The organism is Methanomicrobium antiquum (assembly GCF_029633915.1).
GTDB lineage: Archaea > Halobacteriota > Methanomicrobia > Methanomicrobiales > Methanomicrobiaceae > Methanomicrobium > Methanomicrobium antiquum.
In genome coordinates this window covers 560,939-577,378 of the sequence record NZ_CP091092.1, presented here as the reverse complement: position 1 = coordinate 577,378, position 16,440 = coordinate 560,939, and the positions used below count along the sequence as shown (strand labels likewise).

The window sequence follows — 16,440 nt, the reverse complement described above, 5'->3', positions numbered from 1 at the left end:
ATATAGTGATAAAATTAATTTTAAAAGTGCTTATAAAATTAACTAAGAGATGATACTAATGAAAGGACATGGAAAAAAAATTGAGAGCCATGGTGCAGTCCTTGTTGTTGCAATGGGTACAACAAGGAAAGAAGGCCGTTTAGTTGTAGAAAAATGTATGAAACTTGCAAGAGAGGCATATCCAAAAGCAGAAGTTGAATTTTCATTTAATTATGAGGCAGTAAGACTTGTTCTAAAAGAAAGTGGTGAAGAAGTATCTGGTCCGCTTGCGGCAATGACCAAACTTTTGGATAAAGGACATTCACAGATAGTAGTTCTCCCCATTTATCTCACACCAGGAATGGGCTATCATGAATTATACCGGATAATTTCCTCATTAAATGACCTTGCCGGCGCTCATGGTGCTATAGGATTTGACGGAATTTTGGTTGCAAGGCCTCTTCTAATGAGGACTGAGGATTATTTTGAGGTTGCAGAGGCTGTCAACGGAATTTATGGAAAGTCACTCTCTGATGATGAAGTCCTCATACTTGTTGCACCTACATCCGAAGGCGGCGCTGATACATCACTCTGTCAGATGCAGATGGTGATGGACGATGTATGTAAGTCGGGAAAGGTTGTTATCGGAGGAGTCGGAGGCTATCCGGGAGTTGAAAAGATAACCAGACGTCTGGAGCATATGAATGCCAAAAAGGTGAGACTTGCACCCTTTGCATTAGTCTCCGGAATTCATGCATCTCTTGAGATAGCAGGAGAAACCAATCCGGATTCATGGAAAAAGGCCCTTGAGTCCAAAGGATATGCTGTATCTGTTGATGACAAAGCCCTTGGTGAATACGATGAAATAATCGGAATATTTGCCGGAAGACTTAAAGATGCAGCTTCATCACATGGGTTTTTAAAATAATCCTGAAAATTATTATTCAATCATTTTTCTTTTCAAAATAAAAACCAGTAATGGCTGATTAAACATATAAATTGATATTCTTTTCTCATTACATACATCTCTTTGAAAACTAAATTTTACTAAAGACAAATTATTTTTAATTATAAATGTCAATATCATTATTACAACAAGAGGTGTTCTTCTAAATTGACAAGTTATACAACAGACTCAAAAAAAGACCTTAAACTGATTTTTGAAACATCAGGTGGAGAAAAAGTTTACAGATCGGAAAATTCGGTTGTCGTAAAACTTCCTCCTAACAGAAATTCAATTACAACATCATACATAAACGGCGGCCATCAGGAAAATCTCGAAGCTATTTTTAATCATGAGCCTAATCCGACAAGAGGTCACTGCGGTCATGACCTTGAAGGTGGAAGTGTTGAAGAATATATAAAAATCCAGTCAAAAAGGCTGGGTCTGAATCCTGAAAAGACAGCTGCGATGATGACAGCCGCAAAGATGAAGAACGCTGCCATAAGCACAAGAACTTTCAGGGATCTTGAGGTTACAGCAATAGTTACCGCAGGAATAGAAGTAAACGGAGGACGTGCAGGCGACCCGGCAAACTGGCATGAAGAGAATGGAAGTACTGTTTATGTCGGCGGAACAATCAATACTTTTTTAATTTTAAGCTCATATCTGCCTGCACATGCTCTTACACGAGTTATAATGACCGCAACTGAGGCAAAGACAGTTGCAATACAGCAGCTTATGGCGCCAAGCAGATATTCAAACGGAATTGCAACGGGTTCAGGTACAGATCAGATATCAGTTATCTCAAATATGAGTAGTCCAAATGTTCTGACCTGGGCAGGAAAACATTCGAAACTTGGCGAACTTGTCGCTCTTTGCATTATTGATGCAACAACAGAAGCACTTGACAAGCAAACCTGCTTAAACCCTCTGACACAGAGAGATATGCTTGTCAGACTTAACAGATTTGGAATAAACGAGGACAAATACTGGGAGACTGCGGCTTTAATCGAAGGAGAGAACAAAAAACCTGTTTTCATAGAAAATCTTCGCGAATTTTCAAAAAATCCGTCTGTGGTTGCAATGACAACTTCACTTCTGCACATTATTGATGAGATAAACTGGGGTCTTATCCCTGAAAAATCAGGAAAAACTGCAGCTTACTCTGTTATGAAAACACTTCCCGAAATGATAGCTGTAAAAAATCAGCCTGATTTTGAACATCTCATTGACGAAAAAATGACTATTATTGAAAACTGGATAAGAATTAGTTCCTGGTGCATAAAAAACGGTTTTTGAGGATTTAGTTTATGGCTAAAATCATTACATTTTTGTTTCAGTACCAGTCGCATAAAGGAAAGAGAATACAGCGGAAGTGAGTGTTATGTTTAAGAAATACAAAATAAAATCAATATACATTGTTTTGGCTGTGTTGATACTTGCTGTCATTTTTACAGCAGGAATTGCTGCTTTTGCTGATAATACAGAAGAAAGTCATTCGAATGTAAAAATCCCTGAAGAAAACCCGGATGCAAAAGATCTTTTCACAGACAAGGCATATCCGGAATATGCCAAAGGCTACTCTGTTGAATACCACAATACCTACAAAGTTGTTACTATAAAAGATCCCTGGGACAGAACAGCAAAAGATTTGAAATATATCCTTGTTCAAAAAGGAGAAGAAATTCCCCAAGGATATGATAATTACAAAGTAGTCTCAATCCCGGTTGAATCAGTAATTACACTTTCTACAACACAACTCCCACATATAAAAGAATTAGGAGAAATATCCTCAATTAAAGGACACAATGGAATTAATTTAATTTTTGATGAAGATTTTCAAAAGCGCTTTCAAAATGGCTCACTTGCTGAAATCGGAAGTGGTGCTCTTTCAATGGAAAGTCAACTTAAAATTGAACAGATGATTGAATTAGAGCCGGAAATAGTATTTTGTTCTGCAAGTAATACAGATGAATATGACAATCGGGGTAAACTCGAAGAAGCAGGTCTAAGGCCTGCAATAGTTTCTGACTGGATGGAAAACACTCCTCTTGGGCGTGCTGAATGGATAAAATTTTTTGCATATTTTTATAACAAAGAAGAAACTGCAAATGAGGTCTTTGAGATAATTAAAAATAATTACACTCATATTAGCAATATAACAAGAGATATTTCAGACAAACCAACTGTTTTTGCCGGAATTGACTATCAGGGTACATGGTATGCACCAGGCGGTGAAAGCTATGTTGCAAAATTATTCAGAGATGCCGGTGGAGATTATATTATCACAAAAGGGCCTGAAACAGGAAGTATTTCACTTGATTTTGAATCCATATATGAAAAAGCATATGATGCGGATTTCTGGCTGAATACCGGATCAGGCAATTCGATTGAAGATATTTTAGCAATGGATTCCCGTTATTCAAAATTTAAAGCATTAAAATCAGGAAATGTTTATAATTATAATGCAAGAGTAAACGATTTTGGAGGTAATGATTACTGGCAGTCCGCAATATTAAATCCTGACGTAATACTTGCCGATCTTGTAGAAATACTTCATCCGGGACTTCTTGACAGACATAATCTTTATTATTACAAAAATCTTGCAGACAACAATTCAGGAGGATTTAAATGAATCTTTCTGCTGATGAAACCGGCGACAGCTTTAAGAGAACTATTCTTTTAATTCCGCTGATTTTCGGAGTTCTGATATTGCTTTTCACGCTGGATCTTTTAACAGGATCAGTAAACATACCATTAGATGCTTTTTTTAACATAATCACAGGAGGAGAAGTCAAAGAAACATGGCAAAACATCTTCTGGGCCTGGAGACTTCCAAAAGCTATTACTGCAATATTTGCAGGCGGAGCTCTTGCTCTTGCAGGTCTTTTAATGCAAACTTTTTTTAGAAATCCACTTGCAGATCCATACATTCTGGGTATAAGCTCAGGTGCAAGTCTTGGTGTTGCTCTTGTCATGCTCTCTGCAGGAGCGGCAGGCGTTGGTGTAATATTTCAGACATTCGGTTTCATTGGTGATTTAAGCATCTCTGTTGCCGCAATTTGTGGATCTTTTGCAGTTCTGGCACTGATTCTTGCAATTTCATCAAAAATTCAAAGTAACATCACAATATTGATTCTTGGAATAATGGTTGCATACATTAGCAGTGCCCTCGTAACAATTTTGTTGCAATTTTCAGACGAATCAAGCATGCATTCCTATACCGCATGGACATTTGGCAGTTTTTCAGGTGTTACCTGGGGACAAATCCCTGTGATGACAGTACTTCTTATGGCAGGTTTTTTGATTTCGTTATGTTCAGTAAAATCTCTAAACGCATTGTTACTAGGAGAACAATATGCAGAAAGTATGGGAATGAATTTCAAACGAACAAGAACCATTATCATTGCAAACACAGCTCTAATGGCAGGAGCTGTCACTGCCTTCTGCGGACCAGTCGGATTTTTAGGGATTGCTGTTCCACATTTATGCAGAGCCCTTTTTGTAACGGCAGATCACCGTATTCTTGTTCCGGCGTGTATAATTGTTGGAGGAATTATCTCACTTTGCACTGACATCATCTCGCATTTCCCTGGAACAGACATTGTATTGCCTCTCAATGCAATAACCGCCCTTTTCGGAGCACCGGTTGTTATATGGGTGATTGTCAGGGGAACCAAATTCGGAAGAGGGGTTACAACATGAACCAAAGCCCCATTCTTGTATGCAAAAACCTGACAATAGGATACAATAGCCAGAAATCCGCTGCAAAAGAGATTTCAAAAAATCTGAATCTTACCTTAAACCGCGGAGAGCTGGTATGCCTTATCGGTCCTAACGGTTCAGGCAAATCCACTCTTATCAGAACTATTACCGGAATTCAGCCGGCAATAGATGGGGAAGTCTGGCTGTGCAATAAAAGAATAGAAGATCATAGTTCAGATGAGAAGGCAAAAACACTGAGTGTTGTACTTACAAATCCTGTTTCGGCAGGCTATCTCACTGCTTATGATATTGTGGCCCTTGGACGCTTTCCCTATACTAACTGGGCAGGGAGACTTTCAGAGTCAGACAACCTGATTGTGACATCTGCTTTAAAGTCGGTTGGTGCAGGAAATCTCACCCGCCGCTTCATGCATGAAATGAGTGACGGGGAACGGCAAAAAGTAATGATTGCCCGTGCACTTGCACAGGAGCCTGAGATGATGGTTCTTGATGAGCCAACAGCCTTTCTGGATCTGCCGCATAAGATTGAAACAATGCGTATTCTAAGAAATGTGGCGCAAAAAACAGGAAAGTCGATTCTTCTCTCAACCCATGATCTGAATCTGGCAATCCGCTGTGCTGATCAGCTCTGGATAATTGACAAAAACGGCAAAATGATCTCAGGTGTTCCCGAAGATCTGATATTATCCGGAATTTTTGGCTCTGCTTTTGAGATTGAGGGTGTCAGTTTTGATTCTATAAGGGGGGAATTTACAATTCCTGTACAGAAAAAAGGTACTTTTACCTTTACAGGAGCTGAATCTGTCGAACGCATCTGGACATTATGTGCACTTGAGCGGATTGGGTTTACTCCGGCAAACGGTGGCGAATCTGATATTTTCCTGACTCTTGAAAAGAACGGGGATAAACCTGCATGGCTCCTGACTCATACGGGCGGTGAGAACAGGTGCGAGAGCATAAGCAAACTCGTTGAAAATATCTCACATTTATATCCTGCTACAGGGGATGATCTCAATTAAAATCGCTGTCTATGGCAAGGGAGGAATCGGAAAATCCACAATCTCCGCAAATGTATCTGCCGCATTCGCAAAGAATGGTCACAGCGTTCTTCAAATAGGATGCGATCCCAAACATGATTCAACAAGGCTTCTTCTTGGAGGGAAAATACCGGTAACCGCTCTGGATTATATCAGGGATATCCTCCCTGCTGACAGGAATCCCGAGGATATTATTTATAAGGGCTATGGAAATGTCGCATGCGTCGAGGCAGGAGGGCCTAAGCCCGGAGTAGGCTGTGCTGGCAGAGGGATTATCAGCACATTTGAGCTTCTAGAAGAACTTGGCATAAAATCATCGCTTTTTGATATAACCCTTTATGATGTCCTGGGAGATGTTGTCTGCGGTGGATTCAGCGTTCCCATAAGACGCGAATATGCCGATGCAATATACATCGTAACATCCGGAGAATTTATGGCCATTTATGCAGCCAACAACATTCTCAGAGGAATCAGGCAGTTTACTGAAACAAAGAACAGGGTTGCCGGAATAATTTACAATGCACGCGGACTTTTGGAAGAGGACGAGCGTGTGGCAAGATTTTCAAAAGCGGTAAAACTTCCGGTTATTGTAAGTGTGCCTAGAAGTGAGATCTTTGCGGATGCGGAAAAAGACGGATGCACTTTAATTGAGAAGTACCCTGATTCAGATGAGGCCGGACTGTTCTGCAAACTTGCAGAGCATATGAAAAATCTGGAGTCAGAAAGAGGTTTTTTGTATCCGGCACTGCCGCTGAGTGATGAAGAGCTCGAAAACACCGTTCTGATGAGAAATGAGAAAATTCCTGCGGATAAATTCAGGCTTTCAGAAATAAGAGTTATGGAGAAAAAATGCATCTCAAACTCTGTCAAAAACAAAAAGCCGCTCATAGGTTGTGCTTTTGCCGGTGCGGTCTCTGTAACTGCACAGATAACCGATGCTATGACGGTTATGCACTGCCCGAAAAGCTGTGCACTGATGATCTATGAAAAGATGCTTGATACAAGCCAGTCTTCCACCGCCCGTTATAATGACATGTATTCAGGAGGTATGCCACAACGAATGATAACAACAGATATGACAGACGATGATTTCATATTCGGAGGTGAGAAAAAACTAGAGGATGCTCTTGAAGATTCTATTGATAAGGGATTTAAGACAATATTTGTTATCACTGCATGTCCTCCCGGAATAATTGGTGATAATATAAAAAAGGTAATCTCCTCAGTGTGTGAAAAAAACCCGGACATATGTATCATTCCGATAGAAACAGATGGTAATCTGACAGGTGATTTTGCTCAGGGAGAAATGGACGCTTACAGGGCCTTAACCTGCCTTATAAACAAGGAAGTAAGTAAAAAGGAGAGCCGGTCTGTAAATATCATCGCTGAAAAATACCTTGCTTCAAACGCGGATAATAATATTCAGGCCGTAAAAGATCTTCTAAATAAACTTGATATTTCAGTCAACTGCCGTTTTCTTATCAGAAGTAATATGGATTCAATAAGGAAATTTAATGAGGCTGCTTTAAATCTGCCGGCATATTCAGATGAAACGTCCGAAAACATACAAAAAATCATATCTTCAGTATCAGATGTTCCCTTTTTTGAAAAAACTCTTCCAACAGGCTTTAGAGAGACAAAAGAATGGCTATTATCCATTGCGGAAATATTTGAAAGACAGGATGTGGCTTTAAGAGTTATCGCTGAAGAGGAGAAGGAATATCAGAAAAGAGTGGATGCATTAAAACCGGTTTTGAAAGGAAAAAATGTGCTTATATCAACGTATCCAAAATCAGTTGACTGGATATTTGATATTGCATCGGATCTTGGGATGAATATCTTAAAAGTCGGACTTACATACTCCCCTTTTTCAGAAGAGCTTCCATCGTGCCGTAGTCATCCGTTTCCTGTTGAAAAAAATTATTCAGTTGAGATGCGTTCAGATGATATCAAAATATTAAATCCTGACTTTATTCTGCATACCTATCCGTCGCTTAAGTCTTCTGATAAGGTAAAAAGTGCAGGCATTCCGTACTGTCCGGGATTTGGCTTTTCTGCCGCCCTTGCGCATGCAGAAAGATGGACCAAATTAATAAGCTATCCGCTTTCTGAAGGATGGAAACGTGACGGGGAGGGAATTATATGAATTCAGATCCTGACGGATTTATAGGTACATTGCTTGCAATCGAGGGGATTTCTGATGCACGTGCTGTAATGAACGGGCCTAACGGATGCCGGGGAAATCCTGCTTATTTTTCAGACAAGCATTTCCCAAGGGAGAATTCACTTAACAGACGTTCTTTTGAGGAGCCTTTCTTCTTCGGACAGTCAAGAATACCCTGTACATATCTTGAAAGTGATGATTATATAAACGGCTCAACACAGAAGCTTGAAGAAATACTTCCTCTTATTGCAAAGAAAGGAGATGCTTTTCTTGCAGTTATAAACTCTCCCGGTGCATCGCTTATCGGTGATGACTTAAACCGCTTCCTTGCCGGAGCCGGTCTTGATAATATCTGCATGGCTTTTGAAAGCTGTGGATATTCAAAACCCTTTCATGAAGGTTTTGACTCTACAATAGCAGAAGTTCTAAAATGGCTGTGCTTAAACAGTCTTCCTAAATTAAAAAAGCGAGTGAATCTTTTGGGATTTTCAATATCCCAGAAATACTGGCAGGGGAATGTCGCTGAAATAAAGCATATCTGCGAACTTATGGGTCTTTACGTTGTTTGTGTCCCGGGTGCAGGGTCATCAGTATCTGAGATACGTGAGTCAACAACAGCATCCTACAACATAGCCGTATTCCCTGAATACTGCAAAAAAACTGCGGAATTTTATGAATCAGAGTTTGGCATACCTGTATTCTGTTCTGATTGCGGCGCACCTGTCGGATTTACTTCAACAGAAATATGGATTAAAGAGGTGGCAGATAAAACGGGATGTGATCCCACACCTGCTCTTGAGGAGATAAGAAAGAAAAGAACACTTGCTTTCCATAAAATTTCACGTTATTTCCATGAGGCAGGGTATCCGAAGGGTGCTACATTTGCGGTTCGCTGTGATTCTTCATTTGCTCTTTCCCTGACAGTCTGGCTTTCCGAATATCTCGGAATGATTCCGGTATCTGTAGAAGTAATGCCAGGCGAAGATGATTTTGAAACAACAAAAAGGCTGAAAGAATATCTTTATGCAAATAACTTTGCAGAAGCCTTTAATTCTGATCCATATGATAAAAAGCCGCAATTTTATTTTGGTGAAGGTCTGACAGGAAAAGATCTCTGTCTTTCAGGCAGATGCAAAATATCGGTTGAATTTTTCAACAGAACAAACAGCGATATTTATTTCAAAGAAAAAACATTTTTGGGCGGAGATGGTGCCCTGTGGATTTTGGAATATATCTTTGATGCTGTTAAGGATTTTCGGGAATAAATAAATCAGCTGGAATTATTGCATTATCTCTCAAAAAAAGACAAATATACATTCATCATCTCTTTTCTTTCGGAGGTGGAGTTGAACATACATATACATGAATTGTCCTGTTGAGGATATCTTTACCGTCAAGTGCCTGATTTTCTGTTGTCCGGTTATAAACCCACATTTCTAATTCCTTTGATGAAATGCCAAAGCCTGCGATTTTCAACTCGGGATGATTTTTTTTCATTTCCTCAAAATATTCTGCTGCCATATCCATCTCCTCTTCATATCCAATATCATGAATAAATTTAAAGCTCCATTCACCTACCTGCAGGCTCTGGAGACTGTTTACCTCTCCTTCATCTCTTATATTGAAGACATAGACAATGATCTGCTTATTTTTGGATTCTATCTCATATTTGCTTATACTGAAATTTCTCGGTGGAAATTTTAAGTTCTCAATTTCTTTCTGTACTTCTTCAGGTAGATCTTCAAGTGTCATATTTTCTACCTCTTTATTTTCATAATTTTCATTTTCCTGGAAAAATCCGGACATGAATAAGACAATACAAAAGATCAGCATTATAGCAACAGCTATGATGATTGCAAGGAATGACTTTTCTTTTATTCTTTGTTTTAATTTCACCGAAGATCCCCTTCGTAAATGGAAAATTTTGCAGTCGAAATAATAAAACAATCCAGAAAATACAATTTAGAGAGAGAAGATACAGCATTCATCTAAACTACCACATCCCTGTTGCAAAGGTCGCCCCTGCCAAAGAAATAAAGAACTCCTCCTTCGCTTACGGCTGAAATGTAAGAACCGTCTGTACTCACCTCAACATCCGTAACTCCGCCTTTGGTAGTGTAGTTCCCGATAAGGTTGCCTGATCCATTCAGGCAGTATATTTCCGAACTGTTGGATCCTGCAACGATCAGATCTCCCGATGAATCTGTTTTGATGCTCCTGATAATGCTCCCCGTATCATAGCTCCATAGAAGATAACCAGTCCGGTTGAATAAAAAGATCGTACCTGTATCTGATACCGAGACGATACGGGAACCGTCGGAAGTTATATCAGTTACACAGAATGGTCTTTCTCCCTTGTATCTCCAGAGACGTGTCCCGTTATTGCTGAACAGGTAGACGTAACAATCCAGCGAACCTGCGGCAAGGTATCTGCCGTCATCGCTAAGGGCAACATATTGACCCGGATTGCCTTCATACCAATACTGATAATATGCAGTATCACTGGGCCCATAAGTTGTGTAATCTAGAATTTCAGTTCCATTTTTGAAGAAAAGGTATATCTTATTATAATCAGTTCCGGCGGCGACATATTCTCCATTCTGGCTTATATCTACACTAATAACATCACAGCATGTTGGAGATGTACCTACTTCCCAAAGGAGCGAACCATTTGAATTAAATAGCATTATCTTTGATATTCCTGATGATCCAGAATCGGTTCCGGCTACAATATATCCCCCGTCAGAGCTGATTTTTATACAACTAACAGGGCCCCCTGTCATATATTCCCAGAGAAGTGTACCATCCTCGTCAAAGCAGCTGACAATTCCACGATCCTGATTACCCTCCGTCATAAATGAACCGATAACCGCTCTTTTTTCGCAGGAACTTACATCAATACATTCTATTCTGGACCATTCTATTTGGGACTGCTGATCGCTGAAATTTAAAATTGTACCTTCACCCACGTTAAAAGAATATATAGTGCTGGAACCGGATACAACAATATTTTCACCGCTGTCACTCATTGCAAGATAATTAGGATAAGATATTTGCTGGCTATTAAATTGCCAAGGAGGAGTAAGATTATTGGCCAGAGATATATCATTAACAGGTAGATCTTCTATGTCTCTGTTTGTAATATGACTAAAAATTATAAAGATTAAAAATATGGCAATAACTAATAAAACTGCGAATAGTGTTTTTTTTGAGAGATTTTCATTTTCATACACTTACCTAAACTTAAATAAAAAAATCATTGACTAATAAGCATCAATAATAAATTCCTGCATCACTTTCTTGATCTATTATAAATCTCGCAACAATCTCATAATCCGACCATCCGCACTAAAAATCCACACATTTCACAATATTCGACCGCAAGATCCTTGTACTTTGAGGGAATAACCTATAATATGCCCATCATTGACGGTTTTGATGACGAATCTATCCTTTCTGTTGGTCATCTTGGCATCGTTGCCGGAGCCTATAACTCTCTTAGTATCGCGAATATGATCGACACTGCAATACCCAAGACCCGAAACCATAATCTCACCCATTCTCAGGCCGTGAAAGCTATGGTGATCAACGGTCTTGGATTCATCGAACGCCGTCTTTATCTGTTTCCGGAATTTTTTGATGATATTGCCGTTGAAAGACTATTTGGGGAGGGAATTTCCCGAGAACAGATAAATGATGATGTATTGGGCAGAACACTGGATGCTATTGCAGAATATGGTCCAACTGAGTTATTCAACGATATCGTGGCGAATTGCCTTATTCCAACAGAATATGGCTCGCATTGCATTCACGTCGATACCACTAACTTTAGCGTAACCGGCGAATACGAATCCGATTTCAACATAGAAGGAATTCAGATTACCTACGGCCATCCGAAGGATGGCCGATGGGATCTCAAGCGTTTTGTCCTTGGCATGGCATCAAATCAGCATGGTGTACCATTATTTCTTCAGACTTTTTCCGGGAATGAATCGGATAAAGAGACACTCCGAATCATTATTGAAAAACTTCAGAAAAGTCTCAAATCAGGCGAAAAAGTCTATCATGTAGCTGATGCTGCATTTTATACCGAAAAAAATCTCCAGACTTTAGGTCAGCACACTTTCTGGATTAGTCGTGTACCGGTTATCATTAAAGAGGCCAAGGAACTGGTCAAATCAGATTGTCAGTTCATACCGTGCGATGATAATCGCTATTCATATAGTGAATCTTTCAGTGAATATGCAGGAATCAGACGGAAATGGGTGATGTATCATTCAGAACCAATGCATGAACAACAGAGTAAAACGTTTGATAAGAATCTGGTAAAAGAACTGGAAAAAGCCAAAACATCTCTTCGAAAAGTCTGTGCACAGGAATTTGCATGTGAACCTGACGCACGCATTGAAGCAGAGAAATGGTTAGAAAAGAATCATAAGTATCAATTCAGCAAGCTTGAAATTCTCATGATTCAAAGGAAAGAAGAGAAAAAACGAGGTAGGCCAAAAGCCGGTGAACCATTAGTTAATTCGTATAAGATTACTGCTGATATCGAATACAATGACAGCGTAGTCGAGCAGGAACGCCAAAATCTTGGACGTTTTGTTCTGGCAACGAATGACACTGAGATGTCTGCGGATGAATTGCTCAGGAATTATAAAGCTCAAGGAACAGTTGAGAGAGGATTTAGGTTCCTGAAAGACAAGTCGTTCCGGGTTGCTGAGGTCTATTTAAAGAAAAATTCGCGGATTCAGGCTTTGGCTATGATCATGGTATTGTGTCTTTTTATTTACTCTATGACTGAGTTTCGGCTGAGAAAGATGCTGGTACAGTCTGGTGAAACAGTCACCAGCCAGACAAAAAAGCAGACACAAAGACCGGCATTGAAATGGACATTTTTCCGATTCAGGAGGGTGAGGGAGTTCTCATTTGTTGAGGGTGATAAAAGAATAAAACGAATTACAAATCTGAATGATGAATTGAAAAAGATATTGCGGTTATTGGGGGGAGAGTATGAAAAATACTATTGTTGAAGAAATACCTGCGGAAAGTCGGATAATAATAAAGTGGAGTATAATAATATTCACCATTATCTTTTATTGTCCTACTGCAGTAGATCTCGGTTATTTTTTGTATAATAACCTTATTTGGATTACCGGGATCATTTGATGGATAATAAGGCATCTGACCATCTCCTGGTCTTATGTCTAGATCCTCATATTGAAAGAAATTCCAGTTGTCAAAATTTGTTTTCTCCGTATCAAAATTGCTAAATTCACCAATAAATTCAGCCAATATAGCGTGATCCCCATGATTTGTTACCCCCAATTCAACGACATACAGATGCCTAAAATGATTATTGGAAACCAAAAAGCAGTTCTCCCAGCCCTCACATACTTCATCATCACGCTGATACTTGAAATAACCAAGCTTATCACTGGATTCAACTATGTCATCATAGCTATTAGTAGGAATATTTCTAGAGATACTGGCATATCCCCATCTTGCGAGAGCATTTTGATGACACATTGCTTTCCTCCATTTGGATTCTTCAGAATCACAATCCGAACGATATTTTGCAAATCCAAAATCAATGTATTCACCTGTTGGAACGCAATGAGAAGAACTTTCAATTTTCCAACTCCAAGTTAAAGAACAACTTCCAACTGTATTAATCGCTTCTGCAACAACAGAATATGTTGCATTACCTGAATAACTGGAAAAATCACAGTTCCACGTTGCACTTTCCACAGCACAAAATCTTCTCTTCTCCAGCCCGTCAACCGAAAATATAATCGTTGCCGGCTGATCAGTGGCAACTTCAAATGTCCTTGAATTCGTTCCCCCCTTTGCATCAGTAATGCTTCCGGAAGAGGGAGTATGACTCGTTATCTGAGGCGGAGATGTAACTGGTGCGTCTGTAATTACTTAATATAATATTTTTTCAGAAGAACCTGATCCATTAGTAATAACAATTCTTATTGTATGAACCGGTATTATAGGATCAGGATCAATATTTTCTGGATCAAAAGTCCAAGATACATCTGTCTCATATATACTTGTTACAAATGCTATTATGTCATCAAACCAAATTGTTACAATTGATGCTACATCCATAGTTATCTCAAAAAAACGTGAAAAGAAACTATCCAGGGTATCAATTATGCAATCCTGTGCAGGCACTATTAAAAGGATAACCGGAGGACTTGGCGGGGGATTGCCCATATCACCCCACCTCCTAAAATCCATCACGAATTAAATATTGAGGGAGAACCCAGCCGTTGCAAAAAACGATATTATCTTCCTTTTAATTATATCAAAGCCAGGATGCGTCCTGTATGTCCAGTATTTATTATTATAACCCGTGAAACCGCCGCCTTCCTTTCCAACAGGCGTTCCGACGGGTTCATTCTTTATTGTTCTGTAAACGTCCATGAAGTTATCAGTTACTTTTCTGTGATCCTCAACCCCATCATGACCGTGAGCCAATCTCTTTAAATCATGATATACTGACGGCTGATAACAGATGATATCAGGCCCTTCAGGCCTGTCATGAAACTTAAGATTCTGGTTCATACATGCACCGATGACAGCAAGATCATAATCCTTCTTTCTGAACTGCTCCATGAATCCGGCATAATCAAAACCATACCATTTCAGATCCGGATAAATATCCCAATATTCAGCAGGAAACGAACCGACAGCTATTGCTTTTTTACCGCTTTTCGGAAAGGCGTACCTGGGACTGATGCTGTCGCATACAAAATCACCCCGATTTCCAATGTTGAAACTTTCATCAACAAACGGCCCGTCGATTTTTCCTTTTGTTTTTGTATGGACTCTCTTCACATTTCTGTCATTGAAAGACTTCAGGAAATCCGGAAAATGGCCGGTTGAATCAGACAGCGGCCCCCAGTGCTCACTGACTTTTTGACTGAGATAGTCTTCCCACAAATTCCTGAGATCATAAGAAACAAGTTCATTAATATTTTCAAAGAGATCAATAAATGCCGACCCAGGAGGAGAATATAATAAATTAACCATTAAATTAAAAACACCACCTGACTGACAGTATTTACTACAAGAATTTCATATCCAAAAAGAACGTATTTTTCTGCAAGAACTGCTATTATAATTCCACTCAGAACCGCAATTATAACCTGATTTTGCGACTTCTTTAAAAGACATGATATTCCTAAACATTCCATGTATAAAACAGGCAATAAATAAATCAAAATAGCAACAATTGCCAGATATTCAAAAAATATGCCCCCTGATAAAATTTCTATTGCGAGGACTATCAAAAAGAAAGGATAGGCTATCGCCATACCATAAAATATTGTATTCATGGTCTTGACAAGTGGGGGTTTCATACGCAATACCCATAGCAAACTAAAAATAAATACCGCAAAAATTGTAAATTTCAATAAATAGATTATAATCATAATTATTGAACCAGATATTCCATCATAAACAGCTGACAATAATCCTCTTGGGAGAAAGCCTGACACCATCATAGCTGAAATACATGAATATGCAGAATTGTAAATGAAACTGACGATGAACAAGTATATTACACAAAATACAATACCATGAACTTTTTTCCCACTATTTACTATCTCAAAGGCCTGTTTTGGATGCCTGTAGAAAAGATAAATCAGATGTAGGTAATCTAAGATAGTCAGATATATTTGCCCAAATATATTCTCATCATTTTTTCCCATATAATTTACCTCTAATTATTAAAATTCTAAAATGACATATTTATTGAGCATTCCTCTTCACAATCAACAAAATTTGACCATATGAATAATGCTTCCAAATCCTCGAAAAAATCTGATGTTCTGAATACCAAAACTTCACACCCCTATGCCAATAATATACCCTCAAGCCAGAAGGCATTAATATATATTGCCGCATTTGCGGCCAAAATAGAAATCATGGCGATTAAATATGATTTAACTCTGGAAAGACCATTCAATGTCCTTATCCCTTCGGCTGAGACCCGGATAAAAAAAAGGTTTGCGAGAATAAAAAGTAGATAAATAACAAAATCTACCAGGCCGGAAATGCCATAATTTATATTCAATAAATTCAACACTGCATTTATTACAGAATATAATCCCAATATAAAGATAAAAAAGGCACATCTTATAAATGTAATTTTAAAAGAATTAACAAAATTTACATTTTTATTTTCAAATTTAGATACAGAATAGATTACAAATATAACAACCAGAATCTCAATAGAGACATATAGAGCCTGGTATAACATAAATTGCAGCGATAATAAGTCCAAATCAATTGTTCGTCCGCATAAAATATCATTAATTAGTAGCAAAGATTTCGAAAGAAACCAAATGACACTATAAAGAATTACAAATATTGCTACTGCATGAGAATAACCCTTATTTCTATTTTTTTCATATGTTACCACAGGATTTATAATATAACCGGAAATAGACCTTAAAATATTTCCCAAATCACAAAAATTGAACATGATTTCTCCACAAATATTCTATCCTAAAAAGACAAAAAATCCCATAGATTAAGAGAGATAATAATATTCTGATTTTCATTCTTAAAACTCC

General features: G+C 38.6%; 15 protein-coding genes. 8 read left to right on the top strand and 7 right to left on the bottom strand.

From position 1 onward, the window contains the following. The first annotated feature begins 49 nt into the window (after positions 1-49). The 7 genes from L1994_RS02775 (at position 50) to L1994_RS02745 (ending at position 9,114) form a co-directional block, all read left to right on the top strand. Positions 50-907, top strand: a complete 858-nt coding sequence (locus L1994_RS02775; protein WP_278100167.1) for a sirohydrochlorin cobaltochelatase — start codon at positions 50-52, stop codon at positions 905-907. A 186-nt stretch (positions 908-1,093) separates the two neighbouring features. After that, positions 1,094-2,221 (top strand): adenosylcobinamide amidohydrolase, encoded by a 1,128-nt coding sequence (locus L1994_RS02770; protein WP_278100166.1) that lies wholly within the window; start codon positions 1,094-1,096, stop codon positions 2,219-2,221. An 85-nt stretch (positions 2,222-2,306) separates the two neighbouring features. After that, positions 2,307-3,557 carry an ABC transporter substrate-binding protein gene (locus L1994_RS02765; RefSeq protein ID WP_278100165.1) on the top strand — a complete coding sequence of 417 codons (1,251 nt, stop codon included), beginning with the start codon at positions 2,307-2,309 and terminating at the stop codon, positions 3,555-3,557. Beyond that, entirely contained in the window at positions 3,554-4,627 is a 1,074-nt protein-coding gene (locus L1994_RS02760; RefSeq protein WP_278100164.1) for an iron ABC transporter permease, read from the top strand. Before L1994_RS02765 ends, L1994_RS02760 begins: the two co-directional genes overlap by 4 nt. After that, a complete protein-coding gene (locus tag L1994_RS02755) occupies positions 4,624-5,667 on the top strand; it encodes an ABC transporter ATP-binding protein (protein ID WP_278100163.1) in 1,044 nt (347 codons plus the stop codon). The genes L1994_RS02760 and L1994_RS02755 overlap by 4 nt, the downstream gene beginning before the upstream one ends. Then, a complete protein-coding gene (locus L1994_RS02750; protein WP_278100162.1) occupies positions 5,654-7,831 on the top strand; it encodes a nitrogenase component 1 in 2,178 nt (725 codons plus the stop codon). Before L1994_RS02755 ends, L1994_RS02750 begins: the two co-directional genes overlap by 14 nt. Beyond that, on the top strand, positions 7,828-9,114 hold the full coding sequence (locus L1994_RS02745) for a nitrogenase component 1 (RefSeq protein ID WP_278100161.1): 1,287 nt from the start codon (positions 7,828-7,830) through the stop codon (positions 9,112-9,114). The genes L1994_RS02750 and L1994_RS02745 overlap by 4 nt, the downstream gene beginning before the upstream one ends. Positions 9,115-9,169: 55 nt before the next feature. Here the strand turns inward: L1994_RS02745 and L1994_RS02740 are convergent, their stop codons facing one another. Further along, positions 9,170-9,745 carry a hypothetical protein gene (locus L1994_RS02740; protein WP_278100160.1) on the bottom strand — a complete coding sequence of 192 codons (576 nt, stop codon included), beginning with the start codon at positions 9,743-9,745 and terminating at the stop codon, positions 9,170-9,172. A 92-nt stretch (positions 9,746-9,837) separates the two neighbouring features. Beyond that, positions 9,838-10,818 (bottom strand): WD40 repeat domain-containing protein, encoded by a 981-nt coding sequence (locus L1994_RS02735; protein ID WP_278100159.1) that lies wholly within the window; start codon positions 10,816-10,818, stop codon positions 9,838-9,840. A gap of 447 nt (positions 10,819-11,265) precedes the next feature. On the opposite strand from L1994_RS02735, the gene L1994_RS02730 reads away from it, so the two are divergent. Beyond that, the gene (locus L1994_RS02730; RefSeq protein ID WP_278100158.1) at positions 11,266-12,882 is read left to right on the top strand and encodes an IS1634 family transposase; all 1,617 of its coding nucleotides are present in this window, start codon (positions 11,266-11,268) and stop codon (positions 12,880-12,882) included. Here the strand turns inward: L1994_RS02730 and L1994_RS02725 are convergent. From L1994_RS02725 to L1994_RS02705, 5 genes are all read right to left on the bottom strand, one after another. Further along, positions 12,809-13,600: a hypothetical protein gene (locus L1994_RS02725; protein ID WP_278100157.1), complete on the bottom strand. Its 792-nt coding sequence runs from the start codon at positions 13,598-13,600 to the stop codon at positions 12,809-12,811. The genes L1994_RS02730 and L1994_RS02725 overlap by 74 nt on opposite strands. A 177-nt stretch (positions 13,601-13,777) precedes the next feature. Continuing rightward, the gene (locus tag L1994_RS02720) at positions 13,778-14,074 is read right to left on the bottom strand and encodes a hypothetical protein (RefSeq protein ID WP_278100156.1); all 297 of its coding nucleotides are present in this window, start codon (positions 14,072-14,074) and stop codon (positions 13,778-13,780) included. Positions 14,075-14,104: 30 nt separating this feature from the next. Continuing rightward, positions 14,105-14,893, bottom strand: coding sequence for a hypothetical protein (locus L1994_RS02715; protein WP_278100155.1), 789 nt, complete (start codon positions 14,891-14,893; stop codon positions 14,105-14,107). Continuing rightward, positions 14,893-15,573: a hypothetical protein gene (locus tag L1994_RS02710; RefSeq protein ID WP_278100154.1), complete on the bottom strand. Its 681-nt coding sequence runs from the start codon at positions 15,571-15,573 to the stop codon at positions 14,893-14,895. The genes L1994_RS02715 and L1994_RS02710 overlap by 1 nt, the downstream gene beginning before the upstream one ends. Before the next feature lie 143 nt (positions 15,574-15,716). Continuing rightward, on the bottom strand, positions 15,717-16,349 hold the full coding sequence (locus L1994_RS02705; protein WP_278100153.1) for a hypothetical protein: 633 nt from the start codon (positions 16,347-16,349) through the stop codon (positions 15,717-15,719). Positions 16,350-16,440: the final 91 nt, after the last annotated feature.